Genomic DNA, 21,740 nt, shown 5'->3' on the forward strand with positions numbered 1-21,740 from the left:
GCGATGTTCAGATTGCTCCGGGTTTTCCCGGGTTAATTCCGTACTTCTTCACAACTCTATCCACAGAAAAAGTGAATAAAATCGGACGTCGGGCGCTTTCGCTGTTTATAACTCTGGCAATTACTGTGAGTTATTCAAATGTTATCCGTTCTCAGTGTGCGAACAGAGTGGTTTACCGTTTCCGACGAGTGTGAAACAATCATTCACATTGAAGCTTATCTTGAGGTAGTCCGGTGATTGATGACGATGGCTACCGCCCAAATGTCGGTATTGTAATCTGTAATCGTCAGGGCCAGGTCATGTGGGCCCGACGCTATGGTCAGCACTCGTGGCAGTTCCCGCAAGGGGGCATAAATCCAGGAGAATCCGCAGAGCAGGCGATGTATCGGGAATTGTTTGAAGAGGTCGGGTTAAGCCGTAAAGATGTGCGGATCCTTGCCTCAACCCGTAACTGGCTGCGTTACAAGTTGCCTAAACGTTTGGTGCGTTGGGACACAAAGCCGGTTTGTATCGGCCAGAAACAAAAGTGGTTTCTTTTGCAGTTGATCGGTAACGACGCGGACATCAATATGCAAACCAGCAGCACACCTGAATTTGATGGCTGGCGCTGGGTGAGTTACTGGTACCCGGTGCGTCAGGTGGTGTCGTTCAAACGCGACGTCTACCGCCGGGTGATGAAAGAGTTCGCCAGCGTCACTATGTCGCTGGCGGAGAGCGCACCTAAGCCGCAAAGCGCGCCTGCTTATCGACGTAAAAGAGGTTAAGCCACGCACATTATGCTCACTCGGTTGCGAGAAATAGTCGAGAAGGTCGCGAGTGCGCCGCGTTTAAACGAGGCGCTGGATATTCTGGTGACGGATGTCTGCCAGGCGATGGAGACGGAAGTCTGCTCGGTTTACCTGGCTGACAATGATCGACGCTGCTATTACCTGATGGCTACCCGCGGGTTAAAAAAACCTCGCGGGCGCACCGTTGCGCTGGCGTTCGATGAAGGCCTGGTGGGGCTGGTTGGCCGCCTGGCGGAGCCCATCAACCTCGCCGATGCGCAAAAACACCCCAGCTTCAAGTATATTCCCGCCGTCAAAGAGGACCGCTTCCGCGCCTTCCTTGGCGTGCCGATCATCCAGCGCCGCCAGCTGTTGGGCGTGCTGGTGGTCCAGCAGCGTGAGCTGCGCCAGTTTGATGAAAGCGAAGAGTCTTTCCTCGTCACTCTCGCCACCCAGATGGCGGCGATCCTCTCCCAGTCCCAGCTGAACGCCCTGTTCGGTCAGTATCGTCAGACGCGCATTCGCGCTCTGCCGGCCTCTTCCGGGGTGGCGATCGCCGAGGGCTGGATGGACGTCAGCCTGCCGCTGATGGAGCAGGTGTATGAAGCCTCGACGCTGGACACCGCCTCGGAACGTGAACGCCTGACCGGCGCGCTGGAAGAAGCGGCCAACGAGTTTCGTCGCTACAGCAAACGCTACGCCGCCGGCGCGCAAAAAGAGACGGCGGCGATCTTCGATCTCTACTCGCACCTGCTCTCCGACGCCCGCCTGCGTCGCGAGCTCTTTGCCGAAGTCGACAAAGGCGCCGTCGCCGAGTGGGCGGTCAAAAAGATCATCGAGAAGTTCGCCGAACAGTTTGCCGCGCTGAGCGACGGCTATCTAAAAGAGCGGGCCGGCGACCTGCGCACGCTGGGTCAGCGTCTGCTGTTCCATCTCGACGACAGTATTCAGGGACCTAACACCTGGCCGGCGCGCATTATCCTCGTGGCGGACGAGCTGTCGGCCACCACCCTCGCCGAGGTGCCGCAGGATCGTCTGGCCGGCGTGGTGGTGCGCGATGGCGCTGCCAACTCCCATGCCGCCATTATGGTGCGGGCCCTTGGCATCCCAACGGTGATGGGCGCCGATATTCAGCCCTCGCTGCTGCATGGCCATACGCTGATTGTCGATGGCTATCGCGGCGAGCTGCTGGTGGATCCTGAACCTGTTCTGTTGCAGGAATATCAGCGGCTTATCAGCGAAGAGAACGAGCTCAGCCGCCTGGCGGAGGACGATCTCCAGCGCGCATCGGAGCTGAAAAGCGGCGAACGGGTGAAAGTCATGCTCAACGCCGGCTTAAGCCCGGAGCACGAAGAGAAGCTCGGCAGCTTTGTTGACGGTATTGGTCTGTACCGTACCGAAATTCCTTTTATGCTGCAGAGCGGCTTCCCCTCAGAAGAGGAGCAGGTCGCCCAGTATCAGGGCATGCTGCAGATGTTTAACAGCAAACCGGTGACCCTGCGTACTCTTGACATCGGCGCGGATAAACAGCTGCCGTACATGCCGATCAGTGAAGAGAACCCGTGCCTTGGCTGGCGCGGGATCCGCATCACCCTCGATCAGCCGGAGATCTTTTTGATCCAGGTGCGGGCGATGCTGCGCGCCAACGCCGCCACCGGCAACCTCAGCATTTTGCTGCCGATGGTGACCAGTCTGGAAGAGGTCGATGAGGCCCGTCGGCTGATCGACCGCGCCAGCCGGGAAGTGGAAGAGATGATCGGCTACGCCATCCCGCGTCCGCGTCTGGGGGTGATGCTGGAGGTGCCGTCGATGGTCTTTATGCTGCCGCAGCTGGCCAGCCGGATCGATTTTATCTCGGTAGGCACGAACGACCTGACCCAGTACCTGCTGGCCGTCGACCGTAACAATACCCGGGTCGCCAGCATGTATGACAGCCTGCATCCTGCGGTATTGCGGGCGCTGGCGATGATCGCCCATGACGCGGAGCGCTTTGGCATCGATCTGCGACTGTGCGGCGAGATGGCAGGCGACCCGATGTGCGTGACGATCCTCATCGGTCTCGGTTATCGCCATCTGTCGATGAACGGCCGCTCGGTGGCGAGGGTGAAATATCTGCTGCGCCGCATCGATATCGAAGAGGCGCAGGAGCTGTCGCGTCGCAGCCTCGAAGCCCAGATGACCGCCGAGGTGCGCCATCAGGTGGCGGCCTTTATGGAGCGGCGCGGTCTCGGCGGCCTGATCCGCGGCGGGCGGTAGCGGTAGCCCGGGTGAGGCGTAAGCCGTAACCCGGGAATCCTCTGTTCGCACCCTCCGGCAAAATAGGATACCACCGGGAAAACGGCATTCTGTTAGCATCCGTATACATATCTTTTACACGCCGGCGCGGATCGCACACCTGGCTTATGCTATGATTCGCCTCCTTCGGCGTGCCCGTTTTAATCGGGCATGGATCATCACCGCTGTCCACTTTCGGCGGAATAACAAGTCTTTATGGTGACAGATGAATAGTGGCTACCTGCATTTTCCGGAGTTCGATCCGGTCATTTTTTCTCTAGGCCCGGTCTCCCTCCACTGGTACGGTTTAATGTACCTGGTGGGCTTTGTCTTTGCGATGTGGCTGGCCACCCGTCGGGCGAATCGTCCGGGCAGCGGCTGGACGAAAAATGAAGTGGAAAACCTGCTTTACGCGGGATTCCTCGGCGTCTTCCTGGGCGGCCGTATCGGCTACGTGCTGTTCTACAACCTGCCGGTCTTTCTTGCCGATCCGTTGTATCTGTTCCGCGTCTGGGACGGCGGCATGTCGTTCCACGGCGGCCTGATCGGCGTGATCCTGGTGATGATTATCTTCGCCAGACGCACCAAACGGACCTTCTTCCAGGTCTCCGATTTTATCGCGCCGCTGATCCCGTTTGGCCTTGGCGCCGGGCGTCTGGGCAACTTTATCAACGGCGAGCTGTGGGGCCGCGTGGACCCGAGCTTCCACTACACGATGATTTTCCCGGGCTCCCGTGCTGAAGACCTGGCGCTGCTGCCGACCCACCCGGAATGGCAATCGCTGTTTGATACCTATGGCGCGCTGCCGCGCCACGCGTCGCAGCTGTACGAGCTGGCGCTGGAAGGCGTGGTGCTGTTCCTGATCCTGAACCTGTTTATCCGTAAACCGCGCCCGACCGGTTCCGTTTCCGGCCTGTTCCTGATTGGCTACGGCCTGTTCCGCATTATCGTGGAATTCTTCCGCCAGCCCGACGCCCAGTTCACCGGCGGCTGGGTGCAGTACATCAGCATGGGGCAGATTCTTTCGATCCCGATGGTGCTTGCGGGTATCATCATGATGGTTTGGGCTTACCGCCACCGTCCGCAGCAACTGAATTCTTGAGGAACCATGAAACAGTATCTTGATTTGATGCAGAAAGTGCTCGCCGAGGGCACGCCAAAAAATGACCGCACCGGCACTGGCACGATCTCTATTTTCGGCCATCAGATGCGTTTTAACCTGCAGGAAGGCTTCCCGCTGGTGACCACCAAGCGCTGTCATTTACGCTCCATCATCCATGAACTGCTGTGGTTCCTGCAGGGTGACACCAACATCGCCTATCTGCACGATAACAACGTCACCATCTGGGACGAGTGGGCAGATGAAAATGGCGACCTGGGACCGGTTTACGGCAAACAGTGGCGTTCCTGGCCTGCGCCGGACGGTCGTCATATCGACCAGATCAGCACGGTGATGGACCAGCTGAAAAACGACCCGGACTCCCGCCGGATCATCGTTTCGGCGTGGAACGTCGGCGAGCTGGATAAGATGGCCCTGGCGCCGTGCCATGCCTTCTTCCAGTTCTATGTCGCCGACGGCAAGCTCTCCTGCCAGCTGTATCAGCGCTCCTGCGACGTCTTCCTCGGCCTGCCGTTCAACATCGCCAGCTACGCGCTACTGGTGCATATGGTGGCGCAGCAGTGCGATCTGCAGGTCGGCGATTTCGTCTGGACCGGTGGCGATACCCATCTGTACAGCAACCATCTCGAGCAGACTCATCTGCAGCTGAGCCGCAAACCGCGTCCGCTGCCGAAGCTGGTCATCAAACGCAAGCCCGCGTCGATCTTCGACTACCGCTTTGAAGACTTCGAGATTGAAGGTTACGATCCGCACCCGGGAATCAAAGCGCCAGTGGCGATTTAACCCCCTCTGCAGATATGACCAACCGGCGTCCGATGACGCCGGTTTTTTTATGCCGTTTTCACCACCTGAATGAGTGGCAGCCCTCGTCGCCATTAGGATAGGAACGCTTCACCCCGCCCCCTGGCCACAGGCGGTTGTGGGCGGGAATGTTGGAAAGAGGCTCGCAAAAAAATGTTCTGCTGTTGATCATACAAACCTTTTTTGCGTGTCTGGCCGGGAAAGCTATTTTCCGTCGTCGCGCCAGGGCTAACCGCCGCGGCATACTCTGCGCCATGAACAGAGAACATGGCTATACCCTGATGGAAACCCTGGTGACGCTGACGTTAATGATGATCCTCAGCGTCGGCGGCCTGTACGGCTGGCAGCGCTGGCAGCAGCAGCAACGACTGTGGCAAACCGCCGTCCAGGTGCGGGATTTCCTGGTCTTCCTGCGCGATGACGCCAACGCCTACAACCGGGACCGCGTGCTTCGCGTCGGCCAGGATGAAGAGGGCTGGTGCCTGAGTGCGCAGGGGGAGGCGCCGGCGTGCGCCTCCGCGTCGACCTTAACGCTGCGCCCGCGCTGGCCGGGGATCTCGCTGGCAGGCGTCACGCCTGGCCTGGGATTCTACGGACTGCGCAGCACCGCCTGGGCAGGGAATCTGCGGCTGCAGAGCGAGGCCGGCAGCTGGAGCATTGTGATTTCACACTGGGGGCGGATTCGTTTATGCCGCAGCGACAGCGCGGGAGGGTGCCAGTGAGCCGCCGCGGGTTTTCCCTTGCGGAGGCGCTTATCGCCATGGCGATAGGCTCGCTGCTGCTGATTGGCGCCTGCCGCTTTCTACCCGCCCTGCAGCGCCATATTCTGCGCCAGGGCGAACAGCTGGCCCTGGAGAACGAACTGTGGCAGCGGGTGCATGCCGTGGGTAAACATCTGCAGCGCGCCGGATACTGCCGGGGAGAGTGCGGCGGAGCCGGACTGGAGCTTGCCGCCGACGGCGAGTGCCTGATTGTGCGCTGGGACGCGAACAGCAATGGGACATGGGAAACCTCCCCTGCGGCAGCGGCGGAGAGCACCGGCTTTCGCCTGCGCGACGGCGCGCTGGAGACTTTGCGCGGAGCCAGCGACTGCCGCGGCAGCGGATGGGAGAAAATCACCAATCCGGCCGCTATCGTGGTGACGCGCTTTGCGGCGCAGCGTCTGCTGACCGAGGGCTTCGCGCCGGAGCTGATCGTGACGCTGGCGGCGCGCTCTGCCCGGCAGGTGGGTCTGGCGGCCGAGGTGGAGCAGCGGGTGACGGGGTATAACCTGTGATCCGCCAGCGTGGAATGTCGTCGCTGCTGATGGTGCTCCTGTTGCTGACTCTCGGTAGCCTGCTGCTTGAGGGGCTTAACCTGCAGCAGCGGGCGCTGCTGGCGCAAACCGCCAGCGAAACGCAGGCGATCCGCGATACGGCTGTGGCCCATTCGGCGCTACAGTGGGGAAAACAGCAGGCCTGGTCGACACAGGCGCCGCTGGCCTGCCGCGAGCAGGCGCAGCAGGGCTGGCGCGCCTGTCTGCGCATCTTCGACGACGGTTCGCTGCTGCTCAGCAGCGCCAGCGGCGAGGTGCAGGTCTGGCAGTCCGGCGAGGTGCGCGGCGGGCAGGTGCGTTTCTCCGCCCATGGCTGGAGCGATTTTTGCCCGCTCAGGGAGGTGAGCTTATGTCAAATGCCATGAAGCGCCAGCGGGGTTTTAGCCTGCCGGAAACCGTGCTGGCGATGGCGCTGATGGTGCTGACGGTCGCCGCGCTGGGCGGCTATCAGCGCGGAATGGCGCAAGGGGTCCACCAGCTGAACCAGACGCGTCAGCTATGGCGCGACGCCTGGCGCTATAGCCAGCTCTCCGCGCCGCCTCCGCCGGCAGGCGAGCAGGTAAGCCGTATGCAGACATCGACGCAAAGATGTGTCAGCATCACGGTAACGATCAGTATGCCCGTTGCAAAGCGGGCGCAGATGACCCGGCTGCATTGCCCGGTCAGCCAGTAGTCAGGAGCAATTATGTTAAGGGTATACCACTCAAACCGGCTGGATGTTCTCGAGGCGTTGATGGAGTTTATCGTCGAGCGCCAGCGGCTGGATGACCCTTTTCAGGCTGAAATGGTGCTGGTGCAGAGTACCGGTATGGCGCAGTGGCTGCAGATGACCCTGGCCTCGCGCTTCGGAATTGCCGCCAACATCGAGTTTCCGCTGCCGGCGAGCTTTATCTGGGATATGTTCGTGCGCGTCCTGAAAGATATCCCTGGCGAAAGCGCCTTCAGCAAGCAGAGCATGAGCTGGAAGCTGATGACTCTCCTGCCGCAGCACCTGGAAGAAGACGATTTTATCCTGCTGCGCCAGTATCTGAGCGATGACGGCGACAAACGCAAGCTGTTTCAGCTGGCCGCCCGGGTAGCGGACCTCTATGACCAGTATCTGGTCTATCGCCCGGAATGGCTGATGCGCTGGGAGGCCGACCAGCGGGTTGACGGCCTCGGCGACGCCCAGCAGTGGCAGGCGCCGCTGTGGAAAGCGCTGGTGCGCTATACCGCCGAGCTCGGTCAGCCGCAGTGGCACCGCGCCAATCTCTATCAGCGCTTTATCAGCGCCCTGGAAAAGGCGGATGAACCGCCCGCCGGGCTGCCGTCGCGCGTCTTTATTTGTGGAATTTCCGCGCTGCCGCCGGTCTACCTGCAGGCGCTGCAGGCGCTGGGTAAGCATGTCGATGTCTATGTGCTGTTCACCAACCCCTGCCGCTACTACTGGGGAGATATTAAAGATCCGGCGTTTCTGGCGAAGCTACTGTCGCGTCAGCGACGCCATCACCGCGAGGCGCGCGCGCTGCCCCTGTTCCGCGACGCCGGGCAGGCGCCAGGGCTGTTTAATGACGCCGGGGAGCAGGATGTCGGCAACCCGCTGCTCGCCTCCTGGGGCAAGCTGGGACGCGACTATATCTACCTGCTGGCGGGGCTGGAGCGCTATGAGGAGCTGGACGCCTTTGTCGATATCGTTCCTGATAACCTGTTGCATAACCTGCAGTCGGATATCCTCGAACTGCGCAACGCGGCGGTGGCCGGGCAGAGCGCAGAGGCGTTCGCTCACAGTCGCGACAAACGTCCGCTGGCGCAGGATGACCGCAGCCTGAGCATTCACGTCTGCCACAGTCCGCAGCGTGAGGTGGAGGTTCTGCACGATCGGCTGCTGGCGATGCTGGAGGCGGATCCGACGCTCACGCCGCGGGATATCATCGTCATGGTGGCGGATATCGATAGCTACAGCCCCTATATACAGGCGGTGTTTGGCGCCGCCAGCGGCGACCGCTGGCTGCCGTGGGCGATCTCCGACCGCCGCGCCCGGGAGTCGCACCCTGTGCTGCAGGCGTTTATCACGCTGCTCTCGCTGCCCGACAGCCGCTTCGCCAGCGAAGATGTGCTGGCGCTGCTGGACGTGCCGGTGCTGGCGGCGCGCTTTAACATCAACGAAGAGGGGCTGCGCTACCTGCGCCAGTGGGTCAACGAGTCCGGGGTCCGCTGGGGAATGGATGACGACAACGTCCGTGAGCTTGACCTGCCGGCGACCGGCCAGCACACCTGGCGGTTCGGCCTTACCCGCATGCTGCTGGGCTACGCGATGGACAGCCGGGAGGGCGAATGGCAGTCGGTGCTGCCCTATGACGAATCCAGTGGTTTGATCGCCGAACTGGTGGGTAACCTCGCATCGCTGCTGATGCAGCTTAACCTCTGGCGACGCGGTCTCGCCCAGCAGCGGCCGCTGGCGGAGTGGCTGCCGGTCTGTCGCGATCTGCTGAATGACTTTTTCCTGCCGGACAGCGAGACCGAAGCGGCGCTGGCGCTGATTGAGCAGCAGTGGCTGGCGGTGATTGATAGCGGTCTGGAAGCGCAGTATGGCGACCAGGTGCCGTTGACGCTGCTGCGCGATGAGCTGGCCCAGCGCCTCGATCAACAACGGATCAGCCAGCGCTTTCTCGCCGGCCCGGTCAACATCTGCACCCTGATGCCGATGCGCTCTATTCCTTTCAAAGTGGTTTGCCTGCTGGGGATGAACGATGGGGTTTATCCGCGACCGCTGCCGCCGCTGGGCTTTGATTTAATGAGCCAGAAGCCGCAGCGCGGCGACCGCAGCCGGCGCGACGATGACCGCTACCTGTTCCTTGAGGCGCTGATGTCCGCCGAACAGACGCTGTATATCAGCTACATCGGCCGTTCTATCCAGGACAACAGCGAGCGCTTTCCCTCGGTGCTGGTGCAGGAGCTGGTGGATTACATCGGCCAGAGCCACTGTCTCGCCGGCGACGAGGAGCTTGATTGCGACACCAGCGAGGCGCGGGTTAAAGCCCACATCACTCACCTGCATACCCGCATGCCGTTCGACATCGCCAATTTCCAGGAGGACGAGAACAAGAGCTACGCCCGGGAATGGCTGGCTGCCGCCGGCCAGCAGGGTGAGGCGCATAGCGACTTCATTCAACCGCTTACCCCGCCGCCGATAGACAGCCTGCCGTTCGAGCAGCTCCTGCGCTTCTGGCAGCACCCGGTTCGCGCGTTCTTTCAGCAGCGTCTGCGGGTCAATTTCCGTGCGGAAGAGGATGATATTCCCGATGACGAGCCCTTCACCCTGGAAGGGCTGAGCCGTTATCAACTGAACCAGCAACTGCTCAATACCCTTATCGAGGAACAGGACGCCTCGGCCATGTTCCGCCGCTTCCGCGCCGCCGGCGAGCTGCCGTATGGCGCCTTTGGCGAGCTGGTGTGGGAGACGCAGCGTCTGGAGATGCAGGCTCTGGCCGAGCGGGTGAAAGCCGAGCGCCAGCAGGCGCAGAGCATGGAGATCGATCTCCAGTGCGGCGGCGTAAATCTGACCGGCTGGCTGCAGCAGGTGCAGCCGGACGGGCTGCTGCGCTGGCGGCCTTCGCTGCTGAGCGTCTCCCAGGGGATGCAACTTTGGCTGGAACACCTTGTCTACTGTGCCAGCGGCGGCGCCGGCGAGAGCCGGCTGTTTGTGCGTAAAGAGGGAGAGTGGCGTTTTCCGCCGCTGGCGCCCGCCGAGGCGCAGGCGTACCTTAATGAGCTGGTGGATGGCTATTTGCTGGGGATGTCGCAGCCGCTGCTGCTGCTGCCGGAAAGCGGTGGCGCCTGGCTGAAAGCCTGTTATGACGCCGAAAAGGATGTCATCGTAATGGACGAAGAGACGCAGCAGAAAGCGCGGAGCAAATTCCTGCAGACCTACGAAGGTAACATGGTGGTCAGCGGGGAAGGCGCCGATATCTGGTATCAACGCCTGTGGCGTTCGCTGGAGCCGGCGCGTTACGAAGAAATCATTGCCCAGACGCAGCGTTATCTGTTACCGCTATATCGTTACCATCAGTCCACACAAATTTAAATAGTATAAAAATTGCGCAGTGAATGGCGGTTCATTTATTATGCGCAACGTATCACGGACTGATGGACATAAAAGGCTGCACGCCGTGCAGCGCAAGTTTGTTAATGATGAGGTTCGTGAATGCCCCGCAGTTTATGGTTCAAGGTTTTTGTAGTGCTGGCCGCCCTCTGGGCGCCGTTGAGTCAAGCCGACACCGGATGGCAGCCTGTTCAGGAGACGATCCGCAAAAGCGAAAAAGATACGCGTCAGTATCAGGCGATCCGTCTTGATAACGACATGGTCGTGCTGCTGGTTTCCGATCCGCAGGCGGTGAAATCGCTGTCGGCGCTGGTGGTGCCGGTGGGATCCCTGCAGGATCCGGCCGATCATCAGGGGCTGGCGCATTTTCTGGAACATATGACGCTGATGGGGTCGCAAAAATATCCCCAGCCTGACAGCCTTGCAGAGTTTCTTAAGCTGCACGGCGGCAGCCATAACGCCAGCACCGCGCCCTACCGCACCGCGTTCTATCTCGAAGTGGAGAATGATGCGCTGGACGGGGCCGTAGACCGGCTGGCCGACGCCATCGCCGCGCCGCTGCTGGATAAAAAATATGCCGACCGCGAACGTAACGCGGTCAACGCCGAGCTGACGATGGCCCGGACGCGAGACGGGATGCGCATGGCCCAGGTCAGCGCAGAAACCATTAACCCGGCTCACCCGGCGGCCCACTTCTCTGGCGGCAACCTCGAGACGCTCAGCGATAAGCCCGGCAACCCGGTTCTTGATGCGCTGCACACCTTCCGCGATAGCTGGTACTCCGCCAACCTGATGAAAGCGGTGATCTACAGCAACAAGCCGTTGCCGGAGCTGGCGCGCATGGCCGCTGACACCTTTGGCCGCGTGCCGAATCGTCACATCAGCAGGCCGGAAATAAGCGTCCCGGTGGTAACCGATGCGCAAAAAGGCATTATTATTCACTATGTGCCGGCGATGCCGCGTAAAGTGCTGCGCGTCGAGTTTCGCATCGACAACAACAGCGATCGTTTCCGCAGCAAAACGGATGAACTGGTCACTTACCTGATCGGCAACCGCAGCCCGGGGACGCTCTCCGACTGGCTGCAAAAGCAGGGACTGGCGGAAGGTATCCGCGCGGATTCTGACCCGGCGGTGAACGGCAACAGCGGCGTGCTGGCGATCTCTGCCACCCTCACCGATAAAGGCCTGGCGCACCGCGACGAAGTGACGGCGGCCATATTCAGCTACCTCAACCTCCTGCGTACCCAGGGCGTCGACAAACGTTACTTTGACGAGTTGGCGCATGTGTTGGCGCTGGATTTCCGCTATCCGTCGATCAACCGCGACATGGATTACGTGGAATGGCTGGCGGATACCATGATCCGGGTGCCGGTCGAGCATGCGCTGGACGTGGTCAACATTGCCGATCGCTACGACCCGCAGGCGATCAAAGACCGGCTGGCGATGATGACTCCGCAGAACGCGCGCATCTGGTATATTAGCCCGCAGGAACCGCATAACAAGACCGCTTATTTTGTCGATGCGCCGTATCAGGTGGATAAGATCGGCGAGCAGACGTTCGCTGACTGGCAGCAAAAAGCGCAGGCGATCAAGCTGCAGCTGCCGGCGCTCAACCCCTATATTCCGGATGATTTCACCCTCATCAAAAGCGATAAAGCCTGGCCGCACCCTCAGCTGATCCTCGATGAGCCGACCCTGCGGGTGGTTTATGCCCCGAGCCAGTATTTCGCCAGCGAGCCGAAGGCGGATATCTCCCTGGTGCTGCGTAATCCCCAGGCGATGGACAGCGCTCGCCGGCAGGTGATGTTTGCCCTCAACGATTATCTCGCCGGCATCGCCCTCGATCAGCTCAGTAACCAGGCGGCGGTCGGCGGCATTTCGTTCTCCACCGGCGCCAATAACGGGTTAATGGTCAATGCCAACGGCTACACCCAGCACCTGCCGGCGCTGTTCAGCGACCTGCTGCAGGGATACTTCAGCTATACGCCGACCGAGGAGCAGCTGGAGCAGGCCAAATCATGGTATGCGCAAATGATGGACTCCGCTGAGAAGGGCAAAGCCTACGATCAGGCGATAATGCCGATCCAGATGGTCTCCCAGGTACCGTATTTCCAGCGCGAAGTACGCCGGGCGCTGTTGCCTTCCATCACCTTGCAGGAAGTGCTCGACTACCGCGCCAACCTGAAAACCAAGGGGCGCCCTGAACTGATGGTGATCGGCAATATGTCCGCCGATGCCGCCACGACGCTGGCTCGCCAGATCCAGCAGCAGCTGGGCGCAGACGGCAACGAATGGTGCCGCAATAAAGACGTGGTGGTGAACCGGCAGCAGCTGGCGATCTTCAACAAAGCGGGCAACAGCACCGACTCCGCGCTGGCCGCGGTGTTTGCGCCGCCCAACGTGGATGAGTTCAGCAGCACCGCCGCCAGCACCCTGCTGGGACAGATTATTCAGCCGTGGTTCTACAACCAGCTGCGCACCGAAGAGCAGCTCGGCTACGCGGTCTTTGCCTTCCCGATGAACGTGGGGCGCCAGTGGGGTATGGGCTTCCTGCTGCAGAGTAGCGATAAGCAGCCGGCTTTCCTCTGGCAGCGGTTCCAGGCCTTCTTCCCCACCGCGGAGGCGAAGCTGCGGGCGATGAAGCCGGAAGAGTTTGCCCAGCTCCAGCAGGCGGTGATAAGCCAGATGCTGCAGGCGCCGCAGACGCTGGGCGAAGAGGCATCGAAACTGAGCAAAGATTTCGATCGCGGTAATATGCGTTTTGATTCACGTGATAAAGTAGTGGCTCAGATTAAACTGCTGACGCCGCAAAAACTTGCCGATTTCTTCCATCAGACGGTGGTGGATCCGCAGGGCATGACGATATTGTCCCAGATTTCCGGTAGCCAGAATGGCAAAGCGGACTACGCCCAGCCGGCAGGCGGCAAAGTGTGGGAAAACGTCAGCGCATTGCAGCAATCCTTACCCCTGATGCGAGAGAATGAATGACCGACACCGCTGAGTCTTTGGATCCCCTGCGCTTGCCCTTGAGGGGCGAGCGTCTGATAGAAGCCTCTGCGGGCACCGGAAAAACCTTTACCATCGCCGCGCTGTATCTGCGGCTGCTGCTGGGGCTGGGCGGCGAGGCCGCCTATCCCCGCGCCATCAGCGTTGAAGAGCTGCTGGTGGTGACCTTTACCGAGGCGGCGACCGAAGAGCTGCGCGGACGTATCCGCAGCAACATCCATGAACTGCGCATCGCCTGTATGCGCGGTGAATCCGACAACCCGCTCTACAGCGCGCTGCTGGCGGAGATCGCCGATAAAGACGATGCCGCGAAGACCCTGCTGTTGGCCGAGCGGCAGATGGACGAGGCGGCGGTGTTCACCATCCACGGTTTTTGCCAGCGGATGCTGAGCCTTAACGCCTTCGAGTCGGGCATGCTGTTCGAGCAGCAGCTGATCGAGGATGAATCCCGCCTGCGCTATCAGGCCTGCGCCGACTTCTGGCGCCGTCACTGTTATCCACTGACCCGCGATATCGCGGCGGTGATCCATGACGTCTGGAAAGGGCCGCGCGACCTGCTGAAGTCCCTTGACCGCTGGCTGCAGGGCGAAGCGCCGCAGCTCAAGTCGCCGCCAGCCGCCGACGAGACGCTGGCCGAACGCCATCAGCAAATCATCGGCCGCATTGACTCGCTCAAGCAGCAGTGGCGCGAGCAGGTGGGGGAGATCGAAGGCGTGCTTGAAGATTCCGGCCTTGACCGGCGGAAGTTCAATCGCGGCAACCAGGGCAAATGGCTTGAGAAAGTGACCGCCTGGGCGCAGGAAGAGACGCTGAGCTATCAGTTGCCCGACGCGCTGGAGAAATTTGCCCAGTCGTTTCTGCTTGAGCGTACCAAAGCCGGTGGCGAACCGCCCGTGCATCCTCTGTTTAGCGCCGTCGAATCGCTGCTGGCCTCGTCGCTGACGCTCACCGATCTGGTGCTGGCGAGAGCGATGGTCGAGATCCGTGATGCGGTCGCGCGCGAAAAGCGCCGCCGCGGCGAGTTGGGGTTTGACGACATGCTCAGCCGGCTTGATGAGGCGCTGCGCGGCGACAGCGGCGAGGCGCTGGCCAGCGCCATTCGCCAGCGTTTTCCGGTGGCGATGATCGATGAGTTTCAGGATACCGACCCCCAGCAGTACCGGATTTTCCGCCGTATCTGGCGCCAGCGTCCGGAGACGGCGCTGCTACTGATCGGCGATCCGAAGCAGGCCATCTACGCCTTTCGCGGCGCCGATATCTTTACCTATATGAAAGCGCGCGGCGACGTTGCCGCGCACTACACGCTTGACACCAACTGGCGCTCCTCCCCTGGCATGGTGGGTAGCGTCAACCGGCTGTTCAGCCTCAGCGATAACCCCTTCATGTTTCGCGAGATACCGTTCCTGCCGGTGAAGTCGGCGGCGAAGAACCAGGGGCTGCGCTTTACCGTTGACGCGGCGGATGTCCCAGCGATGAACGTCTGGCTGATGCCCGGCGACACCGTTGGCGCCGGCGATTATCAGACGTTTATGGCCCAGCTCTGCGCCACGCAGATCCGCGACTGGCTGAGCGCCGGTCAGCAGGGGCGCGCACGGCTGTGGCGTGGGGAAACTTCGCGCCCGGTGCAGGCTTCGGATATTACCGTGCTGGTGCGCAACCGGCTGGAGGCGGCGCAGGTGCGTGAAGCGCTCCAGACGCTGGGCATCCCCTCGGTCTACCTCTCCAACCGCGACAGCGTTTTTGAGACGCTGGAGGCCCAGGAGCTGCTCTGGCTGTTGCAGGCGGTGTTGTCCCCGGAGCGGGAAAATACCCTGCGCAGCGCGTTGGCGACCTCAATGTTTGGCCTGACCGCGCTGGATATTGAAAACCTCAACCAGGATGAGCAGGCGTGGGACGCGCTGGTGGAGGAGTTCAGCGAATACCGCCAGATCTGGCGTCAGCGCGGGGTGATGCCGATGCTGCGGGCGCTGATGACGGCCCGGCACATCGCCGAGAACCTGCTGGCGACCCGGGGCGGCGAGCGGCGCTTAACCGACATACTGCACATCAGCGAATTGCTGCAGGAGGCGGCCAGCCAGCTGGAAAGCGAGCATGCCCTGGTGCGCTGGCTGACGCAGCATATCGCCGAGCCGGACAGCAACGCCGCCAGCCAGCAGATGCGTCTCGAAAGCGATAAACACCTCGTGCAAATCGTCACTATTCACAAGTCAAAAGGACTGGAATATCCCCTGGTCTGGCTGCCGTTTATCGCCCGGTTTCGCAAACAAGACCAGGCGTTCTATCACGATCGCGAGACGTTCGCGGCGGTACTGGATCTGGGCCAGGATGAGGCCAGCCTCGAGCTGGCGGAGGCGGAACGGCTGGCGGAAGATCTGCGCCTGCTGTACGTCGCCCTGACCCGCGCGGTCTGGCACTGCAGCCTTGGCGTGGCGCCCCTCAGCAGTCGAAAGTCCGGCAACAGCGATTTTCATCTGAGCGCCCTCGGGCGGCTGCTGCAGGCGGGCGAAGCCATGGATGCCGCCGGGCTGGCCGCGCGCTTAGCGGACTTCTGCCATGGCGATATTGCATTACAGAGACCTGGCGAGCTGGATTTGACCCCGTGGCAGGCGCCGGCGGCGAGCATTCCCCCGCTGTCGGCGCGCGAGCTGCAGCGCCGCATCGCCGACGACTGGCGGGTGACCAGCTATTCCGGGCTGCAGCAGCATGGTTTCAGCGGCGGACAGGATCTGCTGCCGCGTCTGGATGTCGATGCCGCCGGCGTCGGCGAAGTCGTGGAAGATCCGCAGCTGACCCCCCACCAGTTTCCGCGCGGCGCCGCGCCGGGAACCTTCCTGCACAGTCTGTTTGAGGAGCTGGACTTTACCCAGCCGGTACCGGACGGGTGGATGGCGGAGAAACTACAGCTGAGCGGGTTTGACGCGCAGTGGGCGCCGGTGCTGACCGACTGGCTGGGGGGCGTGCTGCAGACCCGTCTGCCGGGGCCGGATATCGCGCTCAATCGCCTTGCGGCGCGGGATAAACAGGTGGAGATGGCATTTTACCTGCCCATCGCCCAGCTGCTGACGGCGGAGCGCCTTGACGCGCTTATCCGCCAGTACGATCCCCTTTCCGCCGACACGCCGCCGCTGGATTTCCGCAAGGTGCGCGGCATGCTGAAAGGCTTTATCGATCTGGTCTTCCGCCACGAAGGCCGCTATTACCTGCTGGATTACAAATCGAACTGGCTGGGGGAAGATCGCGAGGCCTATACCCGGCCCGCGATGGAGCAGGCGATGCGGGCTCACCGCTACGATCTGCAGTATCAGCTGTACAGCCTGGCGCTCCACCGCTATCTGCGCCACCGGCTGGCCGATTACGACTATGACCGCCACTTCGGCGGCGTGATTTATCTCTTCCTGCGCGGCATGGACGGGCAGGAGGGGGGGCAGGGGATCTTCACCACCCGGCCGGTGCGACCGCTGATTGACGGTCTGGATCAGCTTTTTGCCGGAGAAACTCAGGAGGAGGCCTCATGACTTTCGAACAACTACTGCTGGCGGCGGTGGAGCAGCGTCTGCTGCGGCCGCTGGACGTCCAGTTTGCCCTGATGGTGGCGCAAAACGACCCGCCGGCGGTCAAGCTGGCGGCGGCCTTGCTGAGCCGGGACGCCGGCGAGGGGCACGTATGCCTGCCGCTCTCGCGGCTGAGCGGCGACGAGGCGCTCGGCGGGAAAGCGGGGGAAATCCGCGATCGGCTGCTGGCCGAAGCCGGCGCGCCGGAAGACTGGCCCGGGCTACTGCTCGCTTCGTCGGCGGTGAGCTGCGGCGATGCCCCGGCGCCGATGATCTTATGCGGCGACCGGCTCTATCTGAACCGGATGTGGCGCAACGAGCTGACCGTTGCCCGCTTCTTCAACGAAGCCAACCGGGTGCTGGAGATGGATGAGGCCCGGCTGGCGTCAACCCTGAACGCTCTGTTCCCTGGCACCGGCGAAACCGACTGGCAAAAAGTGGCCGCGGCGGTGGCGCTGACCCGCCGCATCTCGGTGATCTCCGGCGGTCCCGGGACCGGGAAGACCACCACCGTGGCCAAACTTCTGGCGGCGCTAATCCAGATTGAAGACAGTCCGCGCTGTCGTATTCGCCTGGCGGCGCCGACGGGGAAAGCGGCGGCGCGCCTGACCGAATCGCTGGGCGCGGCGTTGAGAAAACTGCCGCTGACCGACGCGCAGAAAGCGTTGATTCCCACCGAGGCCAGCACGCTGCATCGTCTGCTGGGCGCCCAGCCCGGCAGCCAGCGCATGCGCTATCACGCCGGCAACCCGCTGCATCTGGACGTGCTGGTGGTGGATGAAGCGTCGATGATCGACCTGCCGATGATGTCGCGGCTCATCGACGCGCTGCCGGCTCACGGGCGGGTGATTTTTCTCGGCGATCGCGACCAGCTGGCCTCCGTGGAAGCGGGGGCGGTGCTGGGGGATATCTGCGCCTGGGCGAGTTCGGGCTATACCGCCTCGCGGGCGCAGGAGCTGACCCGGCTGACCGGTTCGCCGGTACCGGCGGGCGAGGGGGCTATCGCTGGCGCGCTGAGAGATAGCTTGTGCCTGCTGCAAAAGAGCTATCGCTTCGGCAGTCACTCCGGCATTGGGAGCCTGGCGCGGGCGGTGAACGCTGGCGCGCGCGCGGAGGTGAAGGCCACGCTGCGCCAGCCGTTTGACGATATCGCGCTTCATCCCCTCAGCACGACCGAAGAGTACGAAGCCATGCTCGGCGCGGCACAGCAGGGCTATGAGCGCTACCTGCAGCTGCGCCGCGAGCGGGCGGAACCGCAGGCCATGCTGGCCGCCTTCAGCGAATTTCAGCTGCTGTGCGCGCTGCGTGAAGGGCCGTACGGCGTGAGCGGCGTCAATGAGCGGCTGGAGCAGCGGCTCAACCGTCAGCGGGCGATCGCCCTGCCGCGCCACTCCCGCTGGTATGACGGCCGGCCGATTATGATCGCGCGCAACGACAGCGCGCTGGGACTGTTTAATGGCGATATCGGGATAGCGCTGGAGCGCAACGGCGAGCTGAGGGTGTGGTTCCTGATGCCCGACGGCGCCATCAAGTCGGTGCAGCCGAGCCGCCTGCCGGAGCATGATACCGCCTGGGCGATGACCGTGCATAAATCGCAGGGATCGGAGTTCGACCATGCGGCGCTGATCCTGCCAGCGCGCAGCGTCCCGCTGGTGACGCGCGAACTGGTCTACACCGCGATCACCCGCGCGAAACAGCGGTTGTCGCTCTATGCCGACGAGCAGGTGCTCTCCCAGGCCATTGTGACGCGAACCGAGCGGCGAAGCGGCCTGACGGAGATCTTCGCCGGGCACAAAGCCCCCTGAGATGCCGCGTTTGGGCGACGGGTAGCGTGACGACGCACCTCGACGGCTGGGCGCATATAGGTGAGCCAGCGAGGTAAAGGGTCTACGCGAAAAGCAGAATTCTACCCGCGAGCCGCAGACAGCGTGCCGGCCAGGCGTAGCAGGGGACAGGCCCGGGGAGCGATAAACGCCGTTTTATCCCGGGCCGTTAGCAACAGCGAAGAAGGGCTTAAGCGAGGTCGGCCATCAGCACCTTCGACCGGCGCTGATAGTTATACATCCGCTTTTTACTCTCCGGCAGCAGATCGATATCCACCGGCGTGAAGCCGCGCTCCTGGAACCAGTGGATGCTGCGGGTGGTTAACACAAACAGCTTGCTCAGCCCCATCTGTCTGGCCTGGGCGGCAATACGCTCCAGCAGCACCTCTCCCCGCGACGAGCTCCGGTAATCCGGATGCACCGCCACGCAGGCCATTTCGCCGATCTTCTCTTCCGGGAAAGGATAGAGGGCGGCGCAGGCGATAGTGGTGTTATCGCGCTGAATAATAGTGAATTTGTCGATCTCCATCTCCAGCTGCTCGCGGGAGCGGCGCACCAGGATGCCCTGCTGTTCCAGCGGGCTTATCAGCTCGAGAATTCCGCCGATATCGTTGATGGTCGCCCGACGGATTTGCTCTGCGCTCTCCATGACGATCTGGGTGCCGATGCCGTCGCGTGAGAATAGCTCCTGCAGCAGCGCGCCATTTTCCTGATAGCTGATCAGGTGGCAGCGCCGCACGCCGCTGCGGCAGGCCTTCACGGCCCCGCGCAGGAAGCGCACGGTACCGGAGTTATAATCTTCGTCCGCTTCGAGCTCTTCGACGCGGGCCTGCGCTTCATTGGGGAACAGTTCGGAGACAATTTCCCCGGCCTGGTTGTAAACCCCTTGCGAAGAACAGAAGCCGATCATTTTCTCTGCTTTCAGCTTGATGGCCAACTGGGTGGCGATCTCTTCCGAAGTCAGGTTAAAGCTTTCGCCGGTGACCGACACCGCGACCGGCCCCATCAGCACAATGGCGCCGCTGTCGAGCTGGCGATGAATCGCCTCTTCGTCAATGCGGCGAATGCGGCCGCTGTGGCAATAATCAACGCCGTCATCAACGCCCAGCGGCTGGGCAATGATAAAGTTGCCGCTGACGACGTTGATATGGGCTCCCTGCAGCGGGGTGTTGTTGAGGCTCATCGACAGGCGGGCGGTGATCTCCAGCTGCAGCATCCCCGCCGCCTGCTTAACCAGCTCCAGCGTTTTGGCGTCAGTCACTCGCGTCTGCTTGTGATAGACCGGCTCGTGATGGTGCTCGGCGAGGTTAGCGTCAATCTGCGGGCGGGCGCCATAGACCACCACCAGGCGAATGCCCAGGCTATGCAATAACCCTATGTCATTGACAATATTTGAGAAATTTTCATGCTCAATGGCTTCGCCGCCCAGCATGATGACAAACGTTTTTCCCCGATGGGCATTAATATAGGGAACAGAATGGCGGAATCCTTCTACCAGTTCAGTGCGACGTTCCTTCACCATGACAAACCCTCAATGCATGATTATTCGTAATTATTGTATTTTTATTCTGTTTTGCCGTTAAACGCAAGCCCCAATTTGAGGCTAAGCCCTGAAAAACATGTGACCCGGCGCAGGGTGTCAATGAATGTTTACCCTTTTATAGATGACAGGTTATATGCCTTTCGTTAAAGTTTCTGGTCAATCTGTTTGTTTTGGGTATAAATGCGTTTTATTGCTTGGGAGTGGCATGTCGGGAAACAACTCTGGATTAAGCCGTCGCCGTCTGCTGCAGGGCGCGGGCGCCATGTGGTTAATGAGCGTGAGCCCCGTTGGGCTGGCCGCCGCCGCGCGGGTGGTTGCCGTTCGCGTCTGGCCAGCATCGACCTACACGCGCGTCACGGTGGAATCGAATCATGTGCTGAAATACCGGCAGTTTGCCCTCAGTAATCCGGAACGGGTGGTGGTGGATCTGGAAGGGGTTAATCTGAACTCGGTGCTGAAAGGCATGGGGGGGCAGATCCGCGATGACGATCCCTTTATTAAGTCCGCCCGCGTGGGCCAGTTTGATCCGCAAACCGTGCGCATGGTCTTCGAGCTCAAGCAGAACGTTAAGCCTCAGCTGTTTGCCCTTGCGCCGGTGGCCGGCTTTAAAGAGCGTCTGGTGATGGATCTTTACCCCGCCAACGCCACCGATGTGCAGGATCCGCTGCTGGCGCTGCTCGAGGATTACAACAAAGGCGATCTGCAGCGTCAGGTACCGCCGGCGCAAAGCGGGCCGCAGCCGGGCAAAGCCGGGCGCGATCGGCCGATTGTCATTATGCTCGATCCCGGCCACGGCGGCGAAGATTCGGGCGCCGTGGGCAAGTATCGCACCCGCGAGAAAGACGTGGTGCTGCAGATTGCCCGTCGCCTGCGGGCGCTGATCGACAAAGAAGGCAATATGAAGGCCTATATGACCCGCAACGAAGACGTGTTTATCCCGTTGAAGGTGCGTGTCGCCAAGGCGCAGAAGCAGCGCGCCGATCTGTTCGTATCGATTCACGCCGACGCCTTTACCAGCCGCCAGCCCAGCGGCTCCTCGGTGTTTGCGCTCTCCACCAAGGGAGCCACCAGTACCGCGGCAAAATATCTCGCCCAGACGCAGAACGCCTCGGATCTGATCGGTGGGGTCAGCAAGAGCGGCGATCGCTATGTCGACCACACCATGTTCGATATGGTGCAGTCCCTCACCATCGCCGACAGCCTCAAATTTGGTAAGGCGGTGCTGGAGAAAATGGGTAACATCAATAATCTGCACAAAAATCGGGTAGAGCAGGCGGGCTTTGCGGTGCTCAAGGCGCCCGATATCCCCTCCATTCTGGTGGAGACGGCGTTTATCAGTAACGTGGAAGAGGAGCGGAAGCTGAAAACGGCCAAATTCCAGCAGGAGGTGGCCGAGTCGATCCTTGCCGGGATTAAAGCGTACTTCGCCGACGGCGCGACGCTGGCCCGGCGTGGATAA

14 protein-coding genes are annotated in these 21,740 nt (G+C 61.5%); 13 read left to right on the plus strand and 1 reads right to left on the minus strand.

Going from position 1 to position 21,740, the window contains the following annotated elements; genetic code table 11:
* Window positions 1-233: 233 nt before the first annotated feature.
* The 12 genes from rppH (at window position 234) to recD (ending at window position 18,720) form a co-directional block, all read left to right on the plus strand.
* Entirely contained in the window at window positions 234-764 is a 531-nt protein-coding gene (gene rppH, locus ABLX76_RS03345; RefSeq protein WP_004205443.1) for an RNA pyrophosphohydrolase, read from the plus strand.
* A 12-nt stretch (window positions 765-776) separates the two neighbouring features.
* Complete coding sequence (gene ptsP, locus ABLX76_RS03350) at window positions 777-3,023, plus strand: phosphoenolpyruvate--protein phosphotransferase (protein ID WP_023290901.1); 2,247 nt, start codon at window positions 777-779, stop codon at window positions 3,021-3,023.
* Between the two features lie 244 nt (window positions 3,024-3,267).
* Window positions 3,268-4,143 carry a prolipoprotein diacylglyceryl transferase gene (lgt, locus tag ABLX76_RS03355; RefSeq protein ID WP_004205445.1) on the plus strand — a complete coding sequence of 292 codons (876 nt, stop codon included), beginning with the start codon at window positions 3,268-3,270 and terminating at the stop codon, window positions 4,141-4,143.
* 6 nt (window positions 4,144-4,149) lie between these two features.
* Window positions 4,150-4,944 carry a thymidylate synthase gene (thyA, locus tag ABLX76_RS03360; RefSeq protein WP_087849656.1) on the plus strand — a complete coding sequence of 265 codons (795 nt, stop codon included), beginning with the start codon at window positions 4,150-4,152 and terminating at the stop codon, window positions 4,942-4,944.
* Window positions 4,945-5,132: 188 nt separating this feature from the next.
* On the plus strand, window positions 5,133-5,684 hold the full coding sequence (locus ABLX76_RS03365) for a prepilin peptidase-dependent protein (protein WP_032453981.1): 552 nt from the start codon (window positions 5,133-5,135) through the stop codon (window positions 5,682-5,684).
* Entirely contained in the window at window positions 5,681-6,238 is a 558-nt protein-coding gene (locus ABLX76_RS03370; protein ID WP_348873967.1) for a prepilin peptidase-dependent protein, read from the plus strand. The genes ABLX76_RS03365 and ABLX76_RS03370 overlap by 4 nt, the downstream gene beginning before the upstream one ends.
* On the plus strand, window positions 6,235-6,642 hold the full coding sequence (locus ABLX76_RS03375; RefSeq protein WP_023290896.1) for a DUF2509 family protein: 408 nt from the start codon (window positions 6,235-6,237) through the stop codon (window positions 6,640-6,642). Before ABLX76_RS03370 ends, ABLX76_RS03375 begins: the two co-directional genes overlap by 4 nt.
* Window positions 6,627-6,950: a prepilin-type N-terminal cleavage/methylation domain-containing protein gene (locus ABLX76_RS03380; protein ID WP_023290895.1), complete on the plus strand. Its 324-nt coding sequence runs from the start codon at window positions 6,627-6,629 to the stop codon at window positions 6,948-6,950. Before ABLX76_RS03375 ends, ABLX76_RS03380 begins: the two co-directional genes overlap by 16 nt.
* 12 nt (window positions 6,951-6,962) lie before the next feature.
* Window positions 6,963-10,340 (plus strand): exodeoxyribonuclease V subunit gamma, encoded by a 3,378-nt coding sequence (recC, locus tag ABLX76_RS03385; protein ID WP_348873969.1) that lies wholly within the window; start codon window positions 6,963-6,965, stop codon window positions 10,338-10,340.
* Window positions 10,341-10,460: 120 nt separating this feature from the next.
* Window positions 10,461-13,346 carry a pitrilysin gene (gene ptrA / locus ABLX76_RS03390; RefSeq protein ID WP_348873971.1) on the plus strand — a complete coding sequence of 962 codons (2,886 nt, stop codon included), beginning with the start codon at window positions 10,461-10,463 and terminating at the stop codon, window positions 13,344-13,346.
* Window positions 13,343-16,879: an exodeoxyribonuclease V subunit beta gene (gene recB, locus ABLX76_RS03395; protein ID WP_348873973.1), complete on the plus strand. Its 3,537-nt coding sequence runs from the start codon at window positions 13,343-13,345 to the stop codon at window positions 16,877-16,879. Before ptrA ends, recB begins: the two co-directional genes overlap by 4 nt.
* Complete coding sequence (gene recD, locus ABLX76_RS03400; RefSeq protein ID WP_348873975.1) at window positions 16,876-18,720, plus strand: exodeoxyribonuclease V subunit alpha; 1,845 nt, start codon at window positions 16,876-16,878, stop codon at window positions 18,718-18,720. Before recB ends, recD begins: the two co-directional genes overlap by 4 nt.
* 208 nt (window positions 18,721-18,928) lie before the next feature.
* Here the strand turns inward: recD and argA are convergent, their stop codons facing one another.
* The gene (gene argA, locus ABLX76_RS03405) at window positions 18,929-20,260 is read right to left on the minus strand and encodes an amino-acid N-acetyltransferase (RefSeq protein WP_348873977.1); all 1,332 of its coding nucleotides are present in this window, start codon (window positions 20,258-20,260) and stop codon (window positions 18,929-18,931) included.
* 226 nt (window positions 20,261-20,486) lie between these two features.
* On the opposite strand from argA, the gene amiC reads away from it, so the two are divergent.
* Entirely contained in the window at window positions 20,487-21,740 is a 1,254-nt protein-coding gene (gene amiC, locus ABLX76_RS03410; RefSeq protein WP_023290890.1) for an N-acetylmuramoyl-L-alanine amidase AmiC, read from the plus strand.

Source organism: Klebsiella sp. JB_Kp004 (assembly GCF_040065795.1).
GTDB lineage: Bacteria > Pseudomonadota > Gammaproteobacteria > Enterobacterales > Enterobacteriaceae > Klebsiella > Klebsiella quasipneumoniae.

Coding starts and splice junctions, on each gene's coding strand:
- ptsP (WP_023290901.1), top strand. CDS start 777: ATGCTCACTCGGTTGCGAGAAATAGTCGAGAAGGTCGCGAGTGCGCCG.
- lgt (WP_004205445.1), top strand. CDS start 3,268: ATGAATAGTGGCTACCTGCATTTTCCGGAGTTCGATCCGGTCATTTTT.
- thyA (WP_087849656.1), top strand. CDS start 4,150: ATGAAACAGTATCTTGATTTGATGCAGAAAGTGCTCGCCGAGGGCACG.
- ABLX76_RS03380 (WP_023290895.1), top strand. CDS start 6,627: ATGTCAAATGCCATGAAGCGCCAGCGGGGTTTTAGCCTGCCGGAAACC.
- recC (WP_348873969.1), top strand. CDS start 6,963: ATGTTAAGGGTATACCACTCAAACCGGCTGGATGTTCTCGAGGCGTTG.
- ptrA (WP_348873971.1), top strand. CDS start 10,461: ATGCCCCGCAGTTTATGGTTCAAGGTTTTTGTAGTGCTGGCCGCCCTC.
- recB (WP_348873973.1), top strand. CDS start 13,343: ATGACCGACACCGCTGAGTCTTTGGATCCCCTGCGCTTGCCCTTGAGG.
- recD (WP_348873975.1), top strand. CDS start 16,876: ATGACTTTCGAACAACTACTGCTGGCGGCGGTGGAGCAGCGTCTGCTG.
- argA (WP_348873977.1), bottom strand. CDS start 20,260: ATGGTGAAGGAACGTCGCACTGAACTGGTAGAAGGATTCCGCCATTCT.
- amiC (WP_023290890.1), top strand. CDS start 20,487: ATGTCGGGAAACAACTCTGGATTAAGCCGTCGCCGTCTGCTGCAGGGC.